Origin of the sequence: Methylomonas fluvii (assembly GCF_014850975.1) — a bacterium.
Lineage (GTDB): Bacteria > Pseudomonadota > Gammaproteobacteria > Methylococcales > Methylomonadaceae > Methylomonas > Methylomonas fluvii.
The window spans coordinates 497,870-521,378 of the sequence record NZ_JACXST010000001.1; the positions used below are offsets into that span (position 1 = coordinate 497,870).

At 49.8% G+C, this 23,509-nt stretch carries 19 protein-coding genes; 4 read left to right on the forward strand and 15 right to left on the reverse strand.

What is annotated here, in order from left to right:
- Positions 1-44: 44 nt before the first annotated feature.
- The 3 genes from EBB_RS02355 (at position 45) to EBB_RS02365 (ending at position 6,143) form a co-directional block, all read left to right on the forward strand.
- Positions 45-518 (forward strand): CYTH domain-containing protein, encoded by a 474-nt coding sequence (locus tag EBB_RS02355; RefSeq protein WP_192392296.1) that lies wholly within the window; start codon positions 45-47, stop codon positions 516-518.
- Between the two features lie 231 nt (positions 519-749).
- Complete coding sequence (locus tag EBB_RS02360) at positions 750-1,439, forward strand: tetratricopeptide repeat protein (protein WP_192392297.1); 690 nt, start codon at positions 750-752, stop codon at positions 1,437-1,439.
- 69 nt (positions 1,440-1,508) lie between these two features.
- Complete coding sequence (locus EBB_RS02365) at positions 1,509-6,143, forward strand: EAL domain-containing protein (RefSeq protein ID WP_192392298.1); 4,635 nt, start codon at positions 1,509-1,511, stop codon at positions 6,141-6,143.
- 669 nt (positions 6,144-6,812) lie between these two features.
- Here EBB_RS02365 and EBB_RS02370 read toward each other — a convergent pair.
- Complete coding sequence (locus tag EBB_RS02370; protein ID WP_192392299.1) at positions 6,813-7,283, reverse strand: hypothetical protein; 471 nt, start codon at positions 7,281-7,283, stop codon at positions 6,813-6,815.
- A 56-nt stretch (positions 7,284-7,339) separates the two neighbouring features.
- Positions 7,340-8,686: an IS5 family transposase gene (locus EBB_RS02375; RefSeq protein WP_225587194.1), complete on the reverse strand. Its 1,347-nt coding sequence runs from the start codon at positions 8,684-8,686 to the stop codon at positions 7,340-7,342.
- 790 nt (positions 8,687-9,476) lie between these two features.
- On the opposite strand from EBB_RS02375, the gene EBB_RS02380 reads away from it, so the two are divergent.
- Positions 9,477-10,463: an IS110 family RNA-guided transposase gene (locus EBB_RS02380; RefSeq protein WP_192392300.1), complete on the forward strand. Its 987-nt coding sequence runs from the start codon at positions 9,477-9,479 to the stop codon at positions 10,461-10,463.
- A gap of 113 nt (positions 10,464-10,576) precedes the next feature.
- On the opposite strand, the gene EBB_RS02385 is transcribed toward EBB_RS02380, so the two are convergent.
- From EBB_RS02385 to EBB_RS02445, 13 genes are all read right to left on the reverse strand, one after another.
- Positions 10,577-12,079, reverse strand: a complete 1,503-nt coding sequence (locus EBB_RS02385) for a TIR domain-containing protein (protein WP_192392301.1) — start codon at positions 12,077-12,079, stop codon at positions 10,577-10,579.
- A 581-nt stretch (positions 12,080-12,660) separates the two neighbouring features.
- Positions 12,661-12,939: a hypothetical protein gene (locus EBB_RS02390; protein WP_192392302.1), complete on the reverse strand. Its 279-nt coding sequence runs from the start codon at positions 12,937-12,939 to the stop codon at positions 12,661-12,663.
- 371 nt (positions 12,940-13,310) lie between these two features.
- Positions 13,311-15,140: a glutamine--fructose-6-phosphate transaminase (isomerizing) gene (gene glmS / locus EBB_RS02395; RefSeq protein WP_192392303.1), complete on the reverse strand. Its 1,830-nt coding sequence runs from the start codon at positions 15,138-15,140 to the stop codon at positions 13,311-13,313.
- Between the two features lies 1 nt (position 15,141).
- Positions 15,142-16,563 carry a bifunctional UDP-N-acetylglucosamine diphosphorylase/glucosamine-1-phosphate N-acetyltransferase GlmU gene (gene glmU / locus EBB_RS02400; protein WP_192392304.1) on the reverse strand — a complete coding sequence of 474 codons (1,422 nt, stop codon included), beginning with the start codon at positions 16,561-16,563 and terminating at the stop codon, positions 15,142-15,144.
- A gap of 72 nt (positions 16,564-16,635) precedes the next feature.
- Positions 16,636-17,058: a F0F1 ATP synthase subunit epsilon gene (locus EBB_RS02405; protein ID WP_192392305.1), complete on the reverse strand. Its 423-nt coding sequence runs from the start codon at positions 17,056-17,058 to the stop codon at positions 16,636-16,638.
- Between the two features lie 24 nt (positions 17,059-17,082).
- Positions 17,083-18,456: a F0F1 ATP synthase subunit beta gene (gene atpD / locus EBB_RS02410; protein WP_192392306.1), complete on the reverse strand. Its 1,374-nt coding sequence runs from the start codon at positions 18,454-18,456 to the stop codon at positions 17,083-17,085.
- A 42-nt stretch (positions 18,457-18,498) separates the two neighbouring features.
- Positions 18,499-19,362: a F0F1 ATP synthase subunit gamma gene (atpG, locus tag EBB_RS02415; RefSeq protein ID WP_192392307.1), complete on the reverse strand. Its 864-nt coding sequence runs from the start codon at positions 19,360-19,362 to the stop codon at positions 18,499-18,501.
- 11 nt (positions 19,363-19,373) lie between these two features.
- On the reverse strand, positions 19,374-20,915 hold the full coding sequence (atpA, locus tag EBB_RS02420) for a F0F1 ATP synthase subunit alpha (RefSeq protein ID WP_192392308.1): 1,542 nt from the start codon (positions 20,913-20,915) through the stop codon (positions 19,374-19,376).
- A gap of 21 nt (positions 20,916-20,936) precedes the next feature.
- Positions 20,937-21,467: a F0F1 ATP synthase subunit delta gene (locus tag EBB_RS02425; RefSeq protein WP_192392309.1), complete on the reverse strand. Its 531-nt coding sequence runs from the start codon at positions 21,465-21,467 to the stop codon at positions 20,937-20,939.
- Between the two features lie 3 nt (positions 21,468-21,470).
- A complete protein-coding gene (locus tag EBB_RS02430; RefSeq protein WP_192392310.1) occupies positions 21,471-21,944 on the reverse strand; it encodes a F0F1 ATP synthase subunit B in 474 nt (157 codons plus the stop codon).
- A gap of 84 nt (positions 21,945-22,028) precedes the next feature.
- Positions 22,029-22,313: a F0F1 ATP synthase subunit C gene (gene atpE, locus EBB_RS02435; protein ID WP_020484117.1), complete on the reverse strand. Its 285-nt coding sequence runs from the start codon at positions 22,311-22,313 to the stop codon at positions 22,029-22,031.
- Between the two features lie 42 nt (positions 22,314-22,355).
- Complete coding sequence (atpB, locus tag EBB_RS02440; RefSeq protein WP_026147085.1) at positions 22,356-23,120, reverse strand: F0F1 ATP synthase subunit A; 765 nt, start codon at positions 23,118-23,120, stop codon at positions 22,356-22,358.
- Between the two features lie 17 nt (positions 23,121-23,137).
- Positions 23,138-23,506, reverse strand: coding sequence for an ATP synthase subunit I (locus EBB_RS02445; RefSeq protein WP_026147084.1), 369 nt, complete (start codon positions 23,504-23,506; stop codon positions 23,138-23,140).
- Between the last annotated feature and the right edge of the window lie 3 nt (positions 23,507-23,509).

The window sequence follows — 23,509 nt, forward strand, 5'->3', positions numbered from 1 at the left end:
TAAAGAATTATTGCTTAACACTACCTAATCTAAGGAAAACAACGATGGCACTTGAGGTTGAACATAAGTTTTTACTGGCGAACGACGACTGGCGCGGCGAAATAGATCACTCCGTACACTATAAACAAGGCTATTTGAGCAGCAGTCCGCTCAGCTCGGTGCGTGTGCGGATTTCCGACAAACAGGCTTGGCTGAATATCAAGAGCGCCACTATCGGCAGCCATCGCCAGGAGTTCGAGTATGAAATCCCGTTGAATGACGCCAACAGTATTCTCGACGAGCTGTGCCATAAGCCGTTAGTGGAAAAGACCCGTCATTTTGTCTATCGCGACCGGCACGTTTGGGAAATTGATGAGTTTATGGGCGATAACCAAGGTTTGATTGTCGCTGAGATCGAATTGTCGGCAGTAGGCGAGGCCTTTGTTAAGCCGGACTGGGTCGGCATGGAAGTTACCGACGATATACGCTATTACAACAATAATCTCTGCAAGTATCCGTTCAAGGATTGGGATAAATAAGCGGCAACAATCCAAATAGGCGATGAAAATTGCCGTTTTCTGAGGTTTGCGGCGCTTGTTGCAAAACTGGGACAAGATATTCGCAGAGTCGCTACAGCGCTACAAATGCATATCTAGCCTGCCTCACTAAGGCCTGGCGCTTAGCGAATTTTTGCGATAGGCAATACTTTGTTAAAACAATAATTTAAAGGACGTATTGAAATCCAAAATGCAATGCTCTATATTGAATGTATGAGCAAAGCTACTTTTGTTGTTTTATTGATACTTTTTGCCGGCCCGCTGCATGCATCGGAGCTGGCAACCGCTATCGCCCGTTTGGAAAGCGACTGGGCCAGCGTTTATTATCAAAGCGACGAAACCCGGCAAAGGCAAACTTATCCGCAATTGCTGGAAACAGCCGCCGAATTAACCAAACGCTACCCGAATGCCGCCGAGCCGAAAATCTGGCAAGCGACGATTATCGCCACCAATGCGGCTTTTCAATCTTCGCTGAGAGCCTTGTCTAGCTTGCAAACCGCCAAGACGCTCTTGGAAGAAGCCATTGCTCAAAATCCCAATGCGCTGGATGGCGCGGCCTATGTCACGCTGGGCACGCTGTATTATATGGTGCCTGGCTGGCCGGTATCTTTTGGGGATAATCAGCTTGCGGAGCAAATGTTGAAAGCCAGCTTGAAAATCAACCCCAACGGTATCGACGCCAATTACTTCTACGCCGATTATTTGCTGCAACAGGATCGCAGCGCGGAAGCTGAGGAATATTTGCACAAGGCCGTCCAGGCCCCGCTGCGCAAGCAGCAAGTATTTGCCGATAGCCAGTTGCAAAACGAAGCCAAAATGGCGCTGGCACATACCCAGCAACGTAAATCCAACGCCGGCAAAAATAAATTTCAATCGTTGTTCACTTCCGCGACAGCCGACTAAATCCGCCTGGCCCGTTTGCCTTTGGCTGTAGAATAACCCTACTTTCAAAACAGGCCACCACTGGCATTTATGAAAAAAACCATTTTCGGACTGTCCGCGGTATTTTTTTTACTGTTTTGTACGTCCAGCGCCGCTGACACACCTGCAGCAAATCGGCCGCTGGAGACAGTAACGCTGCAATTAAAATGGTTTCACCAATTCCAATTTGCCGGTTATTACGCGGCTATCGAGCAAGGCTATTATGCCGAGGAAGGCTTGCAGGTAGCGATACGCGAGCGCAATCCTGACCAAGACTACGTAGAACAGGTCGCATCCGGGGGAGCCGAATACGGCATCGGCGATTCCGGCATCATTGCCCAGTATGCCAACGGCAAGCCCATCGCGGCTCTAGCCGCCCTATTTCAGCACGATGCGCTGGTGCTGTTCAGCAAACAAGCTTCCGGCATCGTCAGTCCCTACGAAATGGCCGGCAAGCGCATCATGTACGATGTGGTGGGCGAGAATAATGCGCAGATTCGCGCCTTACTCGCCGAAGCCAATCTAAACGAAAGCCGCTATCAAAAAATTGCCGAGACCTTTAACAACGCCGACTTTATTGCGGATAAAGTCGATGTGATGTCCGGCTATATCACCGACCGACCATTCAACTTTCGCGCCGCCGGCATCAAATTCAACATTATCAATCCACAAAATTACGGTATCGACTTTTACGGCGACTTGCTTTTCACCAGCCGCAACGAGCTACAGCAACATCCCGGCCGCGCCGAGCGCTTCCTCCGGGCCAGTTTGAAAGGCTGGGAATATGCGCTGTCTCATCCCGATTTGCTGATCGAGCTGATCCAACACAAATACCCAAGCAAACTCAATTCGGAACAACTGCGCTACGAAGCCGAGGAAACCCGTAAGCTGATCATGCCGGACAACATCCCGCTGGGCCAGATAGAGACTGCCCGCTTACGCCGGGTAGCCGACATTTATGCCAACCTGAAATTAGCGCGTCCTTTGAGCGACGGCCAACTCAATGAGTTTGTCTACGGCGGCAGACAATCCGCCAATTTGCCATTGAACGACGCGGAACGGCAGTGGCTGGCTGAGCATCCTGAAATTCGGGTGGGCATAGACAGAAATTTTCCGCCATACGAATGGCTGGATGCGGCTGGCGAGCATCAAGGCATGATTGCCGAACACCTCAAGCTAATCGAGCAGAGATTGGGCGTGAAGTTCGTTCTGATCAAGGACAAATCCTGGCAGGACGTGCTGGACATGGCCAAACGCGGCGAACTGGACATGCTCGCCGGGGCGACCAAAACCCCTGACCGAGAGCAGTACCTGAGTTTTACCCAACCCTATATCAGTACGCCGACGGTGATCATCGGCGACAAAAGCGGTGCTTATATCAATTCCCTGCCACTACTGACAGGGAGACGGGTCGCCATCGAACAAGGGTATTTTGTTCAGGAATTGCTGAGCAGAGACTACCCAGGGATACAGTTGCTGACTGCCCCCTCGGTGCAAGAAGCGCTTAATCTGCTGGCCGAAGGCAAAGTGGATGCTTATGTCGGCGATGCGGCCTCGGCCAGTTACGCAATCAGACAACAAGGCTTATTGAATCTGCAAATTGCCGGCCAACCAGGCTACCTCAACGAAACCCGGATGGCCGCGCTCACATCTCAGCCGCAATTGCTGTCGCTGCTGGAAAAAGCTCTGGCCAGTATCAGCCAAGCCGAACACGATGCCATTATTAACCGCTGGATGGCTTTGAAGGTAGAGCAAGGCATTCAAGTGGAAGCGCTGTTGCGATCCGCCGCCGTTGCCCTGCTGGCCCTGTTGTTTTTCGTCTATTGGGTGTTCAGGCTGCGTAAGGAAATCAAGGCCCGCAAACGTAGCGAAGCCGACCTGGCGCGGCTTTACACCAATATGTCGCTGGGCTTTGCGCTACATCAGGTAATACGCGACGACAGCGGCAAAATCGTCGATTATCGCTATCTGGATATCAACCCGGCCTTTGAAAAAATGACCGGTATTGCCCGCGAGAACTGGATAGGCAAAACTGTGAAACAGGTGTTGCCGAATACCGAGGGAGCCTGGATCGCCAGCTTCGATGGGCTGGATACCAGCGGCGAGCCGCAACATTTTGAAAACTGCGTGACCGATTTGGGCCGCTGGTATGCCATCGATAGCTATAAAGCCAGTCCCGACCGTTTCGTCGTGTTAGTCCAGGACATTACCGAGCGCAAACAGACCGAACTGGCACTAAAAGAGAGTGAAGAACGCTTTCGGATCAGCCAAATCTATGGTGGAGTGGGGATCTGGGAAGCGGATTTATTGAAAAATCGCCAGTTCTGGTCGGAAATCGTCACGACTGAATTGGGTTTTCCACATAAGGCACAAAATACCTGGAACGATTTCCTGGAAGTGGTTTGTCCGGAGGATAGACATTTAATTTTGGAAGCGACCCGCGAGCACCTTGAACGCGGCGCCAATTACGATGTGGAGTACCGTATCCAAACCCCTAGCGGCGAAAAGCGCTGGATGCGCTCGGTGGGCCAGGTCGAACGCGACGGTAACGGCAAACCGGTAAGAATGCGCGGCATTGTCCATGATGTCAGCAAACGCAAAGCGGCCGAAGAAAAACTGCGGCTGTCGGCGCGGGTATTTTCGGACGCCCACGAAGGCATCATCATTACCGACCTCAACGCCTGTATCATCGATGTCAACGCCGCCTTCACCGACATCACCGGCTACAGCCGCGAAGAAGCGCTCGGGCAAAATCCCAGCTTTTTGAAATCCGGCCGGCAAGCGCCGGAGTTTTATGACGCCATGTGGGCCATCATAAACCAGACCGGTCATTGGCAAGGCGAAGTCTGGAATCGCCGGAAAAATGGGGATTTGTATGCCGAACTGTTAACGGTTTCGGCCTTGCGCGATGACGCCGGCAATATCATCAATTACCTGGGCTTGTTCTCGGACATCACCGAAAGCAAACAACAGCAGCAAGCCCTGGAAGTGCTGGCGCATTTCGATCCGCTTACCCAATTGCCCAATCGCGCCTTATTCGCCGACCGCTTTGCCCAGGCTATCGCCCACAGCAAACGTGCCGAATCGCTATTGGCGGTGTGCTACCTGGATTTAGATGGATTCAAGCAAGTTAACGATAACTTCGGCCACGAAACCGGCGACCAGCTATTGGTGGAAGTGGCCAAGCGCATCAAGTTAAAGCTGCGCGAAGGCGATACGGTTTGCCGGCTGGGCGGTGACGAATTCGCGTTGCTATTTGAAAACTTGCAATCGGTGCAGCAATGCGAAGATGCCTTGACCCGCATTCATCAGGCCATGGCCGAACCTTTCGAGTTGGAAAACCGCCATGTGCGGATTGCCGCCAGCAGCGGCGTGACCATCTATCCGCTGGATTTGGAAGATCCGGATATTCTGTTGCGCCACGCCGACCAAGCCATGTATCAGGCCAAATTGGATGGCCGCAACCGCTATCGGATTTACGATCATTTGCCGGGCCAATCGAGCAGCATCAATCATCGCCCCAGCCGTTTGGAGCAAGCCTTGGCCGAAGTCGGCCAGGCGCTGATGGATAGCCAGTTTTGCATGTATTACCAACCCAGGGTCAATATCAAAACCGGCGAAGTGGTCGGCGCAGAAGCGCTGATCCGTTGGCATCATCCGGAACGCGGCGTGTTGCCGCCGGCCGAGTTTCTGCCCATAGTCGAAAACACTACCTTGGAAATCGACCTGAGCAACTGGGTGCTACGGCAAGCCTTTAAACAATTGCAGGTTTGGCACGATCTCGGCTTGAATCTGCAAGTGAGCGTGAACATATCCCCGCGCCATCTGCAATGGCCGGATTTCATCAAAACCCTGGAAACCTTATTAACGGAATACCCGCAAATTCCTTCCTGGCAATTGGAATTGGAAGTATTGGAAAGTAGCGTACTGGAAGACTTGATCTCGGTTGGGGAAACGCTGAAACAATGCTATTACGACCTCGGCGTACCCTGTGCGCTCGACGATTTCGGCACCGGTTATTCGTCGCTGGCGCATTTGCGGCATTTGACCATCAACACGGTAAAGATCGATCAGAGTTTTGTCCGCAATATGATAGACGACCCGGATGACATGGCCATTGTCGAAAGTGTGATTGCGCTGGCCAAAGCCTTTAAACGCGAAGCGGTTGCCGAAGGCGTGGAAGATATAGAACACGGGATTTTTCTGATCGATTTGGGCTGCAGCATCGCTCAAGGCTGCGCCATCGCCGAGGCCATGCCGGCCGACGCGGTGTTGGCTTGGGTCAACAGTTATCGCAACCCTACGGCCTGGACTGATTGCGCCGGACTTTCGCTGACGAATTGGCAAAACCAATTGGAATTATTGAAACTTCAGCAGCAGTATTGGATGCGCCGTCTGGAACAATGTCTGCATCCTCCAACCGGCAGCAGTCCACGCTGGCCTATCCTGAACTCGAAAAAATCGCATCTGGGTAGATGGCTGGAACGGCTCAAACACGAGCGCGGCATTGATGCACGTTTACTGGAACAACTGGAGCGGGCGCAATCCCGCCAACAAATTCTGGCGGAACAACTCCAACGTCATCGGCTGGACGGCAGGAGCGGCGACAGCGCAGATTTTAGCCAATTACGTGAAGCCAATCTGCAAATAGTGCAGTTACTGGAGCGTCTAGAACCGGCGGCCTAAGCCTATTCTGACCAACGCCAGCCGGATTTTGAACCCATTAGAACAGCCACAATGCGCCTGACTAAACAAACCAACTTTACGGACCGCATCCACTTTGCTTAAGGGCAAAGCCACAAGCCTCGCGCGAATCGTTTATTGGCCTGCGCGCGAGGCTTTCAAGTTTGGGGTTGCACCCATTTGGCTTAGTCAAATAGCTTTTTACCTGGCCCGCAAAGTTATGGTGGTTTGCGATTAAAGCAATTTGCTATCGGCGAGAACCGTTTCCGCTTGCGCGCTTGCCCAGTCAGCTTTGCGATTGAAGCTATTTGCCTTGCACGAACGGCTAAATGGCTGGCGCGCAAGGTCGAGTAGGTTTAAGTTTGAACCAAATTGGCGTAGCCGAATAGCTTTTTGCCTCGCGCACAAAGCTATCTTGGCTGGCAATTAAAGCGATTTGCTATGGACGAGAACTGTTTTAGCTTGCGCGCTTGCTTAGGCCAGTTTGCGATTGCAGCTATTCGCCTTGCGAGCATGGCTTTTTAGCTTGTCGGCATGCCTTAGAACTCGGCGCTTAAGGCTAAAAGGTATTCGGGAAGGGCAAAAAGCCTGGGATTGGTAGCGTTGAAGCTCAGCGGTATAGCCTTGCGGTCGGCCGTCCCCCGCGGCCGGTTGCAAACGCCACCGTCAAGCTTAGCCGGCGGCTGGTTCGACTTTGCTCTTGGCGCCACGATTGAAACGCACCGCCATCGCCTGCCGCAGCGTTTCCAGCGCCGCGCCTTTGCCGGCGATTTTTAAAGAAGCGTAGGCGTCCAGGCAAAAGCTGTAAATATCGCTGCCCAGCGCCATGTCGGTATCATCGCCGCGCGCCTGCAAATCCCGCAGCCGATGCAAGCGTGGGCGGAGTTGGTCGAGGCTGGTCATGTCCGCTTGCGCCTCGGGCATGTTCAGATTGGGCGGGATCGCCTGAGCATTTTGGGCGGCCAGCAGCATGGTCTGCCGACAGAAGGCTTCGGTCTTATCGCCCATCTTGAGAATATTGCGGCGCTGGTCGGGTGACAGCGACGCGAAGCCGGCGAAATGGGTTTCCAGGGTATTCAAAGCCGCGTCGATCTCCGCCAACGCCGCATCACTGAAAGTTAACGATAACAAATTCTGACTCATCTTAATCTCCTACATAGTCGTCCCTGAAAAAGCCGATATTTTCCGAACACCAGCATTCAGGCCGACAATAAAAACGGCGCGCTCAATGGCCGCGCCAAAATCCGACATGGCGGTCTCCAAAAATGAGGCAAAAAAATCCTCAACTGCCTGAGGATCATACGGATATTGTGGCCAGCACCGCATAAGATGGCATGCATGGCATCGCCCAGTTCGCCTTTCAGGTAATTGCGGCCCAGCAATCCGTCGTTTTTGAGGTGCCCGATGACGGGTTCGATGGCATTGCGGCGTTTGAGGGCGCGTTTGAGTCGCCGGGTGTTTATTCCTCTCTTTTGCCGGGCTTTGTAAATGGTCACGTTCGGGACCTCGACACCACGGTATCCTAAATCCACAAAAGCTTCTTTTGCGCGTGTACCGCTTAGAATCTCCGCCTGTTCCAGACACGATTCCAGGGTGTGTCCATCGTAGGGATTACCGGAAAAGCTGCGGGCGCCGAGCACAAAATTACTTTTGTTGGTGACGGTGATGCCCACTTTGACGCCGAATTCATACTTCTTGTGGACTTTGCCTTTGGAAATGCATTCGACTTCCGTGGCGTGGAAACTGTACAGCTTGTTTTTATCCTGGGGTTGTTGGTTCAAAATCCGTTGGGTTTTCTCTAGCGTCTCTTTAAAAGCCAATTTGACTGCATCGGATTGATCCGTCAATTGGCGCTCGATATCTCGGTAAACCCGACCCACCAAAGTTTTGAGCTGTTTGAGCATTTTGCGTTTGCGCTTCATTTGCTTGGCATGACTGTACCGGTTCGCCATCATCAGCAAATAGGGGGCTTTGCGGTTGTAGTTCTGCCGTAGTGTAATCTCATGCTGCTCAGCCAGACGTACCATGTGCTGGCGACAGCGTTCATACAATTTTCCATCGGTCGGATACGTGATGGCTTTCTCTTGCACCGTGCTATCAACCGTCACCGATTCAAAATCCTGTTTCTTCACGGTCTTGCTGGCTACGCCAGCCTGGATCGTCACCGATAACATCCACTCGCAACCTTCTTCTCCGATCCGTTTTCGCCAATAGGTCAGTGACGTGGGGTGGCAAGGTATCTGGTGTTGGAAATACTCTTCGCCACAAAAATATTGCCAATAGGGATTTTCAAGCCACTGTGCCACGACCGCTTCGTCCGAGCGTGCAAACGCATGTTTGAGGTAATGAAGCCCGGCAATAAGACGCGTTGGCAACGCCGGAGCGCCTTGGTTCTCGGTAAAAAATTCACCGAACGCATCATCCAGTACTTTCCAATCGATCAAATTTGCCAGTTGGTAAAGCTCATGCTTCGGATTCAACAGGTCGGCCAGTGGTGTGTTGAATAGATCGATTTGGCCGCTACTTTCTTGGGATTTTGGCTTCATTTTCGATAAAAATTTGCAAGAAATTAATATCTATTTTACTAATTTCTTGCAATTATTGCCCGTCTTTTTCTTCAATTATTTATTGTGTTTCAATGCTTTAGCCGTGAATTTGTGGCTTTTCAGGGGCGACTACATAGTTGCCGAATACGCGAACCAGCAGCACCGGTCCGCAGAGAAAAAGCGTAGGCTATTTTTCTAAAAAGGAGTGATTTTATATGTTAGAGATGGGCGTTTTTTTTGGTAAGGTGCGTAGCCTGGATGAAGCGAAGCGGAATCCGGGATTGCGGCTCAAATTTCCATGGATTACGCTACTCCTGTCTGATCGGCTACCCTCAGAGGGGAAAGCATAAAGCGGCCATAAGCACCGGACGAATTCAAGAGAGCTAATCGCAAAGGCCTACAAAGGCAAGCGTAGGGTGTGGTGAGTTTACGAACCGCACCATTCGCGAACGATGCGCTTCACACTGTTCAGCACATCCTACGGTCTCGGTATCATTCAAGCATTGAGTTAAGTCTAGGGTACGCCTAGCGTAATCATGTTGATAAACGCCAGAAGGTACGCGACGCGTACCCTTGTATCTTACTTCTCGCCATGGTTAGCTACCTTGGCACTGAGACAGAAAGAGCTTGTGCGTACCCTTAAGGTTCGACCTTGGCATGTAGATTAAGCCTTCTGTCTCACTTCTGACGCCAACGAAGACACTGAACGGTAGCCAAGGGCAATGACCCTGCATGCACAAGGCAAGTGGGCTCAGTTGGTTTATTTTGTTTCTTCACACTGAGTTGCCTTATGTTTTTTATCGGTATCGATGTCTCTAAAGCCAAGCTCGACTGTAGTCTGTTGCTGGACACCTGCATCAATAAACGTCGCGCCAAATCCGTTGCCAATTCCAAAACGGGCTTCGACGATCTGCTGACTTGGTGCGCCAAACAACGCGTGTGTCCACAAGAATTGCATGCCATTCTCGAAGGCACGGGCGTTTACCACGAGCAGGCCGCCTTAGCCTTAGCGGATGCAGGGGTAACGGTGTCTATCGTGAACCCGGCACAGGTCAAGGATTTTGGCCGCAGCCTGGGTGTGCGCACCAAAACCGACGGCGTTGATAGCCTGGTGTTGGCCCGTTACGGCGCGTTGTTGAATCCCAAGCCTTGGACACCTCCAACCCCAGAAGCTCGCACGTTGCAAGCCCTGCTATCCCGCCGCGAAGCGATTGCCCAGGATTTGCAACGTGAGCGCAACCGCCTCGAAAAAGCCCAGGCCACCGATACCCCGGCACTGATTCACCAGTCCTTGCTCGACTCTATTACCTTCCTGGAAGCACAACTCGCTAAACTCCAGATCGACATCGACGACCATATCGATCAGTACCCTGAACTGAAAGCGGACCGGATGCTGTTAATCAGTATTCCCGGCGTCGGTCCCCAGGTTAGCAATCACTTGTTAGCGGTCATGCACAATCATCGCTTTCAATCCGCCGAACAACTGGCCGCTTACCTGGGGTTGGTGCCCGTGGAGCGACAGTCCGGTTCGTCGATTCAAGGGCGACCCAGACTATCCAAAGCCGGGCCGGCCCGTATGCGGGCCATCCTCTATATGGCTGCCGTAGTCGGCGTTCAATACAATCCGCACCTCAAAGCACTCTATTTGCGCTTGCAAGCACGCGGTAAATCAAAAATGTCGGCTCTCGGTGGCGCCATGCGCAAACTCGTGCATTTGTGCTTTGGCGTCTTGAAAACTCGTGAGCCTTACCGGGTCGATTACGCTCTCCACAGTTGACTTTTAAGACGGTATCTACCGGGCTGCCTATCGGGCGGATTTCTGAATGACCGTGATGCCGGAACTTAATCGATTAACGCGGCATTTAGAGGCTTATCCGTTGAAATGATTTGTTAAAGACTGCATGAACTCTCTTCAATCCGAACGTTATGTATTTTCTCAATTAGCAGATCTGTAAACTGGTTAAGTTGACTGTCGCGATCTTGGCTGGGATCAAAAGTGAACCCACCAGTGCCGTTTGTTAGATCAAACATTCCTGGCGGGCAGTCGGAAAACCACAGAGGAATTACGCAGTTTTCTCCAAATCTTTCTTTGAAATTGTCAGCTTCGAATTTACACCAAACTCTCGATGGATAGTTCTTGCTGAGTATAGCGACGATAAATCTCGATTCCGACCTGTATATAGGTGCAAGATACTCCTCTACGTTTTGAGAAAGAATTCTTGCTTGTTCATTATTGTCATAAAATACAGATATTTCATTATCAGACAATTTTTGTTGAATGTAGTCGGCAATATTTCGCTCTAATCCAGTAAAAGATAGTGCGTAGTCATACTCTGAAGAAAATTCAACTGTATGAAAGCCAATTTTTTTAGCAACTTTAGACCATGGTAGATTTTTAATATAGAAAAAGTACTTTGGGTCTTCGATGGAAAGCTCGGTAGTCTCGTTGTTGTAATATATAACCTCAGAGTAACTCTCATTTCCTTCATAATGTTCTTTGAGATGACCTTTAGTCAGAATCTGACCAACGCTATTTCTATGATTTGGTTGTTCAATAAGAGTTGATTCAATATTTATACTCATGCTCTCAGACTTAGAAAGCCAATATAGAACATGAAGGTATGGAGCCCGACTTCCTTTCTTTACTCTCTGACCTTTACAGAAGCGAGTAGTTAACTGTGAAAAACTAGTTGATAAGTCATCAAGGATGAACTCCTTTAATGCCTCAAAGCTTACAGTTGTAGGGGTGAGAATTTCACATTCTTCCAAAATATTGCTTTTCAAGCAAGCGTGATGAGCAAGCATCTGTGCGAGATGGAAGCTACCCTGCGATCCTAAAATTATTTCCGATTTAACATTCAGCTCTACCTTTAGACATTGCTCTCCCTTTTCCAAGAGCTCTTCCAGTTTTTCTTCTGAATTTGATTCAAACTTTATTATGTCTATTCGGTTTCTTAGATCTGCTGAATACTGGAACAAAGAATGGCCAGTTTTATTGATTCCAACAAGTACTAGCTTTGAATTTTCATTTTCTTCATCAGCAAGAATTTTTAGTAGATCAGAAAGTTTCTGTTTCAAAGGTTCTTCGAGCTTATGAAAGTCATCAATTATAACTGTTCCAAAATTTTCGTTATCGATTAGCGCCTCTATGACTGGTTTGTCAAGACGTTTCCTTCCAGATAGAACTCGAATATTGCTATTATCCCCCAGTCGATCAAGGACTTTTAGCACACAAGTTGTTTTTCCTATACCCGACGGCCCTTCAACTACGAGCCCTCTACCTTTAGAACGTAGCGCAACGAAAAGCCGAGTATATTCTGCTGGTTCAACGAAGGTGAACTCAGGCACACCTGACAGTTTAAAAACGTCTTCTAGATTCTTCTTTTCTGTCATCGTGATCCCTAAACTTATGTTTCGATATATTTTAACTAGTTATTATCTAGGACCGTAGGGTGGATAAGCGCAGCGCCATCCACTTAATTTAAAATTCTTCTACTCTATGGCGGATGACGCTACGCTTATCCACCCTACAACTTTCGTTATTTGAATATCAAACCGGCGTGCTGGATTAAATACACCAATTTCAGCTTCGGTCCGATCGTAAGCAAACAGCCCTACCATATCGTCAGCCGGTAGCCACTATGATTTAATTCCTGTCACTGAACGGCAGCAGCCCGCTCCAATTAGCGATAGCGTAATCGGAGGGAGGTTGACTTCGAAATGTGCGATTACGCAAGCTAATCGCACCTACATTTTGAATGACAACTTATTGGCCTTTCCTTTACCGTTCACCGCAAATTAAATCTTATCTGGCAACAATAAGTCGGGCGGTGACCATGAGATAAATCGCCATTCAGCGCAGAAAACCTGTTTCGAAAAAACGCAATGTTTAGCGCAGTTTGCTGGAGCGTTGGGTTAGGCGACTACTCAAAACCAATGGTTGGTCTGACCCCCCATTGGTTTCTACACACCAATTATTTTTCCTTTTGTAGCTCAGCAGGCACCTTGTTCTCCGCGGGCACTACCACCTCAGTCGGCGTTTGTGTCTCAGCTGCCTTTTTTGCCTCTCTCTCCGCCGCCTTTTTTGCCAGCGCGGCCTTCTGATCAGCAGCCTGTCTCGCAGCTACCGACCCGGTTTCTGCCGCAGCCAATAACATTACTGTGTCTGCCTGGGTTGGCACTGGAGTTAACATTACTGATAGCGTGCAAAGGCAAACCGCCAATCTAATTTCTTTTGATTTCATACTCAACATAACGACCTCGCTGTAATAGTTATTTTAGATTTGTGCAACTCGGTAGGCTCCGAGGGTGGATAAGGTAAAGCAAGGGGGATCTAATTACTTTTACCCCCATCCTTACTGCAATTTACCAAATTTTGGTGATTTTGATTTGATCATCTTACATAACAATGTAGAACGCCCATCCGTTATCAGGCACTGATCAGCCCGATCAATCAATTTCCGCGAATGGCTGTCTAGGTCGATCTCGCTATTCCCCGTTGTTACCTAACTCCAAATTCAACGAGTAGATCGCAACCAGCAAAAAAGGGTTTGCCAAGACTTAACCCGACAAACCCTTAAACCCAAACCGAACATACTCGGAATCCGTTCCGTCGAATCCCCCGCTATTCCACCGTCACCGACTTGGCTAAATTGCGCGGTTGGTCTACATCGGTGCCTTTCAGCACGGCAACGTGGTAGGACAGCAGTTGCAGCGGGACGGTATAGACGATAGGCGAGATGATGTTGGCGACGCTGGGCATTTTGACGATTTGCACGTTTTCGTCGCTGCTTTCCGCCAGTTCTTCATCCATGAACACGATCAACTGGCCACCACGGGCACTGACTTCCTGGATGTTGGATTTCAATTTTTCCAGCAGGTTATTGTTGGGCGCGACTGTTACCACCGGCATTTCCGCATCGATCAAAGCCAGCGGGCCGTGTTTCAGCTCTCCGGCTGGGTAGGCTTCGGCGTGAATGTAGGAAATCTCCTTTAGCTTCAAGGCACCTTCCATCGCTATCGGGTAATGGGTGCCGCGCCCCAAGAACAAAGCATTGTGTTTGTCGGCAAAGCGCTGCGACAGCAGTTCGATAGCGTTATCCAGTTTCAGCACTTTTTCGATGTTGCCGGGCAGACCGAACAATTCGGAGACAATTTGTTCTTCCGTTTCCTTGGTCAAGGCAAAACGGCGGCCGACGGCGATGATTAACATCAGCAAGGCTACCAGCTGGGTGGTGAAGGCTTTGGTCGAGGCGACACCGATTTCCGGGCCGGCGCGAGTCATCATCACCAGATCGGACTCACGAACCAGCGAGCTTTCCGGGGCGTTGCAAATCACCAAAGAGTGTTTAACGCCCAGGCGTTTGGCTTCCAATAAGGCGGCCAAGGTGTCGGCGGTTTCGCCGGATTGGGAGATGGTGACGACCAGGGTATCGGGGGAAATTACCGGATTGCGGTATCTAAATTCGCTGGCCACTTCGATATGGCAAGGCACCCGTGCCAATTTTTCGAACCAGTAACGCGCTACCAAACCGGCATGGAAGCTGGTGCCGCAGGCCAGAATTTGTACCGATTTGATTTGATCGAAGACTTCCGCTGCGTTGTGGCCGAAGGCATTGTCCTGCAGGCGGTTGTCGATGAAGCGGCCTTCCAGGGTTTCGGAAACCGCCCAGGCTTGCTCGTAAATTTCCTTGAGCATGTAGTGGCGGTATTTGCCTTTGTCGACCGAATCGGCTTTTAGTTGGCTTTCGACGATAGGGCGCTCGACGCGGCGATTATGTTCGTCGTAAATTACCAGGCTATCGATTTTCAATTCAGCGATGTCGCCGTCTTCCAGGAAAATGAAGCGCTGGGTAACCGGTAATAGGGCGGCAATGTCGGAGGCGATGAAGTATTCGCCGATACCGACACCGATCACCAGCGGACTGCCTTTACGGCAGGCGATTAAGGTATCGGGGCAGTCGATGTAGACCACGCCGAGTGCATAGGCGCCTTGCAAAGTGGCGACCGTGGCCTTGACCGCATTTAACAGACTATCGGCGGTTTGCAGGTCTTCGGCAATTTTATGCACGATGACTTCGGTATCGGTTTCGGAGGTAAATACGAAACCGTTTTGCTGCAAGGCCGTACGCAGGTGGTCGTGGTTTTCGATAATACCGTTATGCACTACCGCCACTTTATCGCGGCTAACATGCGGGTGGGCATTGCGGGTGCTGGGTTTACCGTGGGTGGCCCAGCGGGTATGGGCGATACCGATAGTGCCTTCAATAGGATCGGCGGTGATTAATGCTTCCAGTCCTTTGACTTTACCCAGTTCACGTTTGCGGAATATCTCGCCTTGACTCACCACGGCCAAACCAGCGGAATCGTAGCCGCGATATTCCAAGCGTTTTAGGCCTTCCAGCAAAATAGGCACAACATTACGCTGTGCAACTCCCGCGACTATCCCACACATATTATTTCTCCGACTGACAAGGAGGTAAGGAGTGCGGAGAATTGTCGGAAACAATCTCCGCCAGTTTAACCGGCCGCTGCCAGGTCGGCACGCTAAGCTGTTTGGTCCGGCTAAGGGTTAACTGATTTTCCGGCGTATCGCGGGTAATGGTCGAACCGGCGCCAATGGTGGCATTTTTACCGACCGTGACCGGCGCCACCAACTGCGTATCGGAGCCGATAAAGGCGCCATCGCCGATAATGGTTTTAAATTTATTCACGCCATCGTAATTGCATGTAATAGTGCCGGCGCCAATATTGACTTTACTACCCACTTCGCTATCGCCAATATAGCTTAAATGGTTAATCTTGCTGCCGGTGGCGACGGTGGATTTTTTGATTTCTACGAAATTGCCTATATGCACATGGTCGGCCAGTTCGGTTTGCGGACGCAGACGGGCGAAAGGGCCGATTCGGCTGCCGACGCCGACTGCGGCGTCCTCTATCACGCTGTTGGCAAAAATCTCCACATCGTTAGCGATGCTGGCATTTTTAATCAAACAATTGGGACCGATTTTGACGTTTGAGCCTATGCGGTTAATACCTTCGAAGATTACGTTGATGTCCACATCAATGTCTTGACCAAGCTCGGCGAAACTGCCCCGCACATCCACGCGGGCCGGATCGCGCAGCGTGACGCCTTTTTCCATCAACGCTTGCGCTTGCTCCGATTGATAGACGCGCTCCAAATGCGCCAATTGGCTGCGATTATTGACACCTAATACTTCATCCTGACTGCCGGCTTGGGTGGTTTCGACACTCAACCCGTCTTCCACAGCCATTTCGATAATATCGGTCAAATAGTATTCGTTTTGTGCGTTGCTATTGCTCAGCCTGGACAGCCATTGTTTCAACTGACTACCTTTGCAAGCCAGAATACCGGTATTGCCTTCGCTGATTTGCAATTCCACTTCGTTGGCGTCTTTTTGCTCGACTATTTTAACGACAGCATGGTCTTTATCCCTCACGATACGGCCGTAGCCGGTTGGGTCGTCCAAGTTAACCGTCAGTAAAGCCAAGGACGTCAAGCTGACCTTATGCAACAGGGTTTGGATGGTTTTGGCTTTTAGTAGTGGGACATCGCCGTACAAAATCAATACGGTATCCGGATCGTCAACATGGTGAATGGCTTGTTGCACCGCATGGCCGGTACCTAACTGCTGCTTTTGCTCTATCCAAGTAGCATCCAGACTACTTAAAGTTTGTTTTACGGTTTCGCCGCCGTGGCCGTAAATAATGAAAATCTGATTGTTTTCCAGCGAGAGACTGGTTTCATAGACATGCTGCAACAATGCTTTATTGGCGATTTCGTGCAGTACTTTCGGCCGTGACGAACGCATTCTGGTGCCCTGGCCGGCTGCTAAGATGATGGTTTTAATCGACATTGCTATTCCTTAAAACAAAAAAAGCCCGATAACGAAACGTCATCGGGCTTATATTTTTACGCGTTAAATGGTTTACGCACCACGTTTTCTTAATCTTTCCAAAGTTCTCAACTGGTTTACAGCTTGCGCCAATTCGGCTTGTGCAATCGCGTAATCGTATTTACCCGATTTATCGCTGAGCATTTCTTCCGCTCTGGATTTGGCTTGCAAGGCTGCGGCTTCGTCGATGTCTTTTGCTCTGATCGCGGTATCCGCCAAAACGGTCACCAAATGCGGCTGAACTTCCAGAAAACCACCGGACACATAAAATGCTTGATAGTCTTTATCGCTCAGCTTAACCCGAACTTCACCGGGTTTCAGCTTGGTGATTAGCGGCGCATGGCGTGGCGCGATACCGACATCGCCCATTTCGGCCGGTGCAAAGACCATTTCAGCCAAGCCGGAAAAGATTTCCTGCTCCGCGCTGACGATGTCCACATGAATTGTCATTGCCATGTTAAAACTCTCCTATGAGGTGGTTTACATGCCTTTGGCTTTTTCAATGGCTTCGTCGATTGTGCCGACCATGTAGAAAGCTTGCTCGGGAAGACTGTCGTAATCGCCGCTGATAATGCCTTTGAAGCCGGCAATGGTATCTTTCAAAGATACGTATTTACCAGGTGAACCGGTAAAGACTTCCGCCACGAAGAACGGTTGCGACAAGAAACGCTGGATTTTACGCGCTCTGGATACGGTCAGTTTGTCGTCTTCCGACAACTCGTCCATACCCAAGATGGCGATAATATCGCGCAGTTCTTTATAGCGTTGCAAAATACCTTGTACAGAACGAGCTACTTCGTAATGCTCTTGACCAATTACCAATGGGTCCAACTGACGGCTGCTGGAATCCAGCGGATCGATAGCAGGATAAATACCCAGCTCGGCGATTTGGCGGGACAATACCACGGTCGCGTCCAAGTGAGCGAAGGTTGTCGCAGGCGACGGGTCGGTCAAGTCGTCCGCAGGTACGTAGACCGCTTGGATAGAAGTGATAGAACCGGTTTTGGTGGAAGTAATCCGCTCCTGCAGTACACCCATCTCTTCCGCCAGTGTAGGTTGGTAACCTACCGCGGAAGGCATACGTCCCAGCAGCGCCGATACTTCGGTACCTGCCAGAGTGTAACGATAAATATTGTCAACGAAGAACAATACGTCGCGGCCTTCGTCACGGAAAAACTCAGCCATGGTCAAACCGGTTAACGCGACGCGCAAACGGTTGCCTGGTGGCTCATTCATTTGACCGTAAACCAGTGATACTTTGTCGATAACGTTGGAATCGGTCATCTCGTGATAGAAGTCGTTACCTTCACGAGTCCGCTCGCCCACACCGGCAAACACCGAGAAACCGCTGTGCTCGATCGCGATGTTACGGATCAACTCCATCATGTTAACGGTCTTGCCTACGCCGGCACCGCCGAACAGACCAACCTTACCGCCTTTCGCGAAGGGGCAAACCAAATCGATAACTTTAATACCGGTTTCCAACAATTCGTTGGCTGGCGCTTGTTCGTCGTAAGAAGGAGCATCGCGATGGATGGTCCATTTCTCTTTTTCGCCGATAGGACCTTTTTCGTCAATAGCTTCGCCGAGGACATTCATGATGCGTCCCAGTGTCGCCTGACCGACCGGCACCTTGATCGCTTCGCCAGTGTTACTGACTTCAACGCCTCGGCTTAAGCCATCGGTGGAACCCATCGCAATGGTCCGGACTACGCCGTCGCCCAATTGCTGCTGAACTTCCAAAACCAGACCGCCCTTAACATTTAACGCATCATATACTTTCGGCAGGTTGTCGCGTGGAAACTCCACGTCTACTACCGCACCGATGATCTGAACGATTTTACCCAAACTCATTATGTCGTCCTCTTTTAAAATCTCTAAACTTGTCTTGATGCACTAAACGGCAGCAGCGCCGGCCACGATCTCGGAAATCTCTTGCGTAATTGCCGCCTGCCTGGCTTTGTTATAAACCAGTTGCAATTCTTTAATGATATTCCCGGCGTTATCGGATGCGCTTTTCATTGCCACCATTCGGGCAGCCTGCTCGCAGGCGTTGTTTTCCACTAAACCTTGGAAAACTGCGGATTCCACATATCGGATCAACAAACTGTCCAATACTTCTTTAGCATCAGGTTCGTATAAGTAATCCCAGCGGCCTTTGGACTCGTCGCCCAAATCACCCACAGCAACCGGCAACAATTTTTGCACAACCGGTTTTTGTGTCATGGTGTTTACGAAGTCATTACTAATCAAAAATAACTCGTCAATTTCTCCGGCGGCGAACGCATCCAGCATGATTTTGATCGTGCCGATAATTTCGCTTTGATGCGGCGTATCGCCCAATTTCGAGACTTGTCCGACCAGGTTAGCTTTGATCATGCTGAAAAAACCCGCCGCTTTGCTACCGATGGTACAGACGTCTACTTCGATCTGGCGGCTTTGCCATTGCTGCATTTCGCCTAAAACTTTTCGAAACAAGTTGGCATTGAGGCCGCCGCACAAGCCTCTATCGGAGCTCACTACGATGATACCGATGCGCTTGACTTCGCGTTCGATCAAAAAAGGATGCTTGTATTCGGGATTGGCATAAGCCAGATGTTTGATGATCTGGCCTATCTTTTTCGCGTAAGGCCGGGTGGCCTGCATTCTGTCTTTGGTTTTACGCATCTTGCTCGCCGCCACCATTTCCATGGCCCGAGTAATCTTCTGAGTATTTTTAATACTCGCGATCTTGGTACGTATCTCTTTGCCAACAGCCATGTGCGGACCCTTTACCAGCTACCGGTCTTGACGAAACGTTCAATGGCACTGTGGATGCCTTTTTGAATGTCGTCGTTGTAGTCGCCTTTCTCGTTGATTTTAGCCATCAAAGCAGATTCGTCGGCGTGCATGAAGTCCAGCAAGGCCGCTTCGAAATCGCGTACTTTTTTAACTTCCAGGCTATCCAGGAATCCGGCGTTTGCGGCATACAAGGAAACCGCCATGTCCGCGACCGACATCGGCGCGTATTGGTTTTGTTTCATCAGCTCGGTAACGCGTTGGCCGCGTTCGATTTGCTTACGTGTGCTTTCGTCCAAGTCGGAGGCAAACTGGGCAAACGCCGCCAATTCGCGGAACTGCGCCAAGTCCAAACGAATGCCGCCGCCCAGTTTTTTGATGATCTTGGTTTGTGCCGCACCGCCAACCCGCGACACTGACAGACCGGCGTTAACCGCAGGACGAATACCCGAATTGAACAGACCGGTTTCCAAGAAAATCTGGCCGTCGGTAATGGAGATCACGTTGGTCGGTACGAAAGCCGACACGTCGCCACCTTGTGTTTCGATAATCGGCAATGCGGTCAATGAACCGGTTTTGCCTTTTACTTTACCGTTGGTCAACTTCTCTACTTCAACCGCATTGATACGCGCAGCACGTTCCAGCAACCGCGAGTGAATGTAGAACACGTCGCCTGGATACGCTTCGCGACCTGGCGGACGGCGCAACAGCAAGGAAATTTGGCGATACGCCCAAGCTTGCTTGGTCAAATCATCATAAATAATTAGTGCATCTTCGCCAATGTCGCGGAAATATTCGCCCATTGAGCAACCGGTGTAAGGCGCAATAAATTGCAGCGCCGCCGATTCAGAAGCTGAAGCCACCACGATGATGGTGTGCTCCATCGCGCCGTGCTCTTCCAGTTTGCGAACCACGTTGGCAATAGATGAACGTTTTTGACCGATAGCCACATAGATACATTTGATGCCGGTGCCTTTTTGATTGATGATCGCATCAATCGCAATGGCGGTTTTACCGGTTTGTCTATCACCAATAATCAACTCCCGTTGGCCGCGACCAACTGGAATCATCGAGTCAATCGCTTTCAAACCGATTTGCACCGGTTGATCGACTGATTGTCTGGCAATAACGCCTGGAGCAATTTTTTCGATAGGCGAGCTTAATTTGGTTTCGATAGCGCCTTTGCCGTCGATCGGGTTACCCAAGGCATCGACCACGCGACCCAGCAAGGCTTCACCAACCGGCACTTCCAAAATTCTACCGGTACATTTAACGGTATCGCCTTCGGTAATATGTTGGTACGCACCGAGCATTACCACACCGACCGAGTCTCTTTCCAAGTTCAAAGCCATGCCGTAAGAGCCGCCAGGGAATTCCAGCATTTCGCCTTGCATTGCTTCCGACAGACCGTGAACCCGAACAATACCGTCGGTGACACTGACTACGGTGCCTTCGGTATGTGCCTCAACATGGGCGTCGAAGTTCTCGATCTTCTTTTTGATCAGATCACTTATTTCTGATGGATTTAATTGCATTTTATTTTCCCGCTCTAACTCTTAAAGTCTTTTAGCTAATTGATGAAGCTGGCCTTTGATAGAACCGTCGATGACTTTGTCGCCCGCTTTAGCGAGGATGCCCCCAATTAACGATTTATCGACAGAAACGGATGCATTGACCTTTTTATGCAAAAGCTTTTCCAGCATGGCGACATACTTGCCTTGCTCGGCTTTTGTTAGCGAGTACGCACTGTATAAATCAACATTGACGTAGCCTTCATCATCCGCCTTGTACTGCTCGAACATCACCGAAATTTGCGGCAATAAGGGCAGCTTGTCATTTTCTATCAACACTTTCAGAAGATTCTTGGCTTCGTCATGTATTTGATCCTGGCAAATATCCAGAATCAACTGTGCTGTATGCTGTTTGCCAACCCGAGGATTTTTGACAATGGCAGCTAATGCCTCATCCTGGATGACCAAGGACAAAAACGTCAACGAATCGGACCATTGCTTGGACGACCCCGTTTCCTTGGCACGCTTGAAAGCTGCTTCCGCGTAAGGTCTTGCTAATGTCGATAACTCAGCCATTGCTTAACCCAATTGATCCGCTGCTTTGCTGAGAATGTCTTGATGCTTGGCTTTGTCGATTTCTTCTTTCAAAATCTGTTCAGCGGCACGCAAAGCCAGTGAGGATACTTCTTTGCGCAAGCTCTCTTTAGCGTGCAACATTTCCTGCTCTATCTGGGCTTTTGCTGCTTCAAGCAAACGCTCGCCTTCTTTTTTGGCTTGATCTTTCGACTCTTCAACCAGCTGATTGGCGCGTTTTTGCGCTGCACTGACGATTTCCGCCGATTGTTCTTTCGCTTCCTTCAGCAGGCTCTTGGCTTTTTTCTCGGCCAATTTAATTTCTTCCTGGCCTTTCTCGGCCGCGGCCAAACCTTCGGAAATTTTGGTTTTGCGCTCTTCCAGAGCGGCAATGATCGGTGGCCAGACATACTTCATGGTAAACCAAACCAGAAGTGTGAAAGTTATCATCTGCCCGATCAGAGTAGCATTGATGCTCATTGATGCTTTCCTCGTAATGCCGTTGTCATTCTATCGGTATGCGAATAGGGTTTAGCCTATTCAACTGAATCCGATAATTGCTAATTAACCTGCGACAGATTGAACGGCTGAAAGGAATGGGTTTGCGAAGGTCAACATCAGAGCCAGACCGACACCGATCATAGTTACCGCGTCAAGCAAACCGGCGATGATGAACATTTTGACCTGCAACATTGGAACTAACTCAGGTTGACGAGCAGCACCTTCCAGGAATTTACCGCCCAGCAGACCGAAGCCGATAGCAGTACCGATTGCGCCCAAGCCCAAAATGATGCCAACGGCGATAACGGTGAAGCCTTGTACGTTGGCAATTAATGATGCGAGTTCCATAGTGTCTCCTAAATATTGATATGAAAGTTGAAAATAAAACTATTAATGATCTTCGTGAGCCAAGCTCAAATACACAATGGTTAACACCATGAATATGAAGGCTTGCAGGGTAATAACCAGGATATGAAATACTGCCCAAGGAAAACCCAGCAATGGCTGAACGATAGGCGGCAGCAAAGCGATCAGGATAAATACCAGCTCACCGGCATACAAATTACCGAATAACCGCAGACCCAGCGATATAGGTTTCGCCAATTCTTCAACTGTTTTCAGCAGCAGATTGAAAGGCATCATTTTCGGGCCGAAAGGTGTGCAAGTCATTTCCTTGGCAAACCCCATCAATCCTTTAACCTTGATGCTGTAAAAGAAGATCAGGAAGAATACGCTGATCGACAAGGCAAAGGTACCGTTCAAATCGGTACTCGGCACCACACGCATGTATTCCATGCCCATCAAGCTGCCTATCATCGGTAACAAATCCACCGGCAACATGTCCATCGCATTCCACATGAACACCCAGCAGAAAATCGTTAACGACAGCGGCGCAATCAAAGGACTACGACCGTGGAAACTGTCTTTAACTTGCGTATCAACGAATTCGACCAAAGTCTCCGCAATATTTTGCGCCAAGCCAGGCACACCGGATGTCGCTCTTTCCGCTACCGTTTTGAAAAACAGGATGAACAAGCCGCCCAAAAACGCGGAGAAAAACAAGGTATCCAGATGCAATGTCCAAAATCCCTCACCCACCGATAACGGTGTCAAGTGATGGACTATATAACCGGTTGCGCCACCTTCAGTACTCATTTGTCCTCGCTAAAAAACTAATCACGCCATAAAAACAGCGCAAACCAAAAAACCGACAACACTGCGATGTAACCCACCATCAGTGTTAAGAAATCAACAGAGGGAATCTGTAAAACAATAGAAAACAGGGCTACCGTCAAAATTAACTTAACCGTTTCGCCTGCATAAAATGCATTAACGATACCCTGCGCGCCCAAATCCTTGGCCAGATAGATTTTGTAGGCAAAATACAGATTGGGCAATAAAGCCACAAACCCTCCGAATAACGGGGACACCGCACTTTTCCAACCGCCTATCAATAAAAATCCCGACGCCACTAATGCAGCCATCAGGACCTGTCCAAAAACTACTTTTCTGACAGTAGAAAAATCATTTCTAGCTGTCATGTA

Bases quoted from the DNA above. Each gene is read 5' to 3' on its own strand.
- EBB_RS02355 (WP_192392296.1), top strand. From the start codon at position 45: ATGGCACTTGAGGTTGAACATAAGTTTTTACTGGCGAACGACGACTGG.
- EBB_RS02360 (WP_192392297.1), top strand. From the start codon at position 750: ATGAGCAAAGCTACTTTTGTTGTTTTATTGATACTTTTTGCCGGCCCG.
- EBB_RS02365 (WP_192392298.1), top strand. From the start codon at position 1,509: ATGAAAAAAACCATTTTCGGACTGTCCGCGGTATTTTTTTTACTGTTT.
- EBB_RS02370 (WP_192392299.1), bottom strand. From the start codon at position 7,283: ATGAGTCAGAATTTGTTATCGTTAACTTTCAGTGATGCGGCGTTGGCG.
- EBB_RS02375 (WP_225587194.1), bottom strand. From the start codon at position 8,686: ATGAAGCCAAAATCCCAAGAAAGTAGCGGCCAAATCGATCTATTCAAC.
- EBB_RS02380 (WP_192392300.1), top strand. From the start codon at position 9,477: ATGTTTTTTATCGGTATCGATGTCTCTAAAGCCAAGCTCGACTGTAGT.
- EBB_RS02385 (WP_192392301.1), bottom strand. From the start codon at position 12,079: ATGACAGAAAAGAAGAATCTAGAAGACGTTTTTAAACTGTCAGGTGTG.
- EBB_RS02390 (WP_192392302.1), bottom strand. From the start codon at position 12,939: ATGTTGAGTATGAAATCAAAAGAAATTAGATTGGCGGTTTGCCTTTGC.
- glmS (WP_192392303.1), bottom strand. From the start codon at position 15,140: ATGTGTGGGATAGTCGCGGGAGTTGCACAGCGTAATGTTGTGCCTATT.
- glmU (WP_192392304.1), bottom strand. From the start codon at position 16,563: ATGTCGATTAAAACCATCATCTTAGCAGCCGGCCAGGGCACCAGAATG.
- EBB_RS02405 (WP_192392305.1), bottom strand. From the start codon at position 17,058: ATGGCAATGACAATTCATGTGGACATCGTCAGCGCGGAGCAGGAAATC.
- atpD (WP_192392306.1), bottom strand. From the start codon at position 18,456: ATGAGTTTGGGTAAAATCGTTCAGATCATCGGTGCGGTAGTAGACGTG.
- atpG (WP_192392307.1), bottom strand. From the start codon at position 19,362: ATGGCTGTTGGCAAAGAGATACGTACCAAGATCGCGAGTATTAAAAAT.
- atpA (WP_192392308.1), bottom strand. From the start codon at position 20,915: ATGCAATTAAATCCATCAGAAATAAGTGATCTGATCAAAAAGAAGATC.
- EBB_RS02425 (WP_192392309.1), bottom strand. From the start codon at position 21,467: ATGGCTGAGTTATCGACATTAGCAAGACCTTACGCGGAAGCAGCTTTC.
- EBB_RS02430 (WP_192392310.1), bottom strand. From the start codon at position 21,944: ATGAGCATCAATGCTACTCTGATCGGGCAGATGATAACTTTCACACTT.
- atpE (WP_020484117.1), bottom strand. From the start codon at position 22,313: ATGGAACTCGCATCATTAATTGCCAACGTACAAGGCTTCACCGTTATC.
- atpB (WP_026147085.1), bottom strand. From the start codon at position 23,120: ATGAGTACTGAAGGTGGCGCAACCGGTTATATAGTCCATCACTTGACA.
- EBB_RS02445 (WP_026147084.1), bottom strand. From the start codon at position 23,506: ATGACAGCTAGAAATGATTTTTCTACTGTCAGAAAAGTAGTTTTTGGA.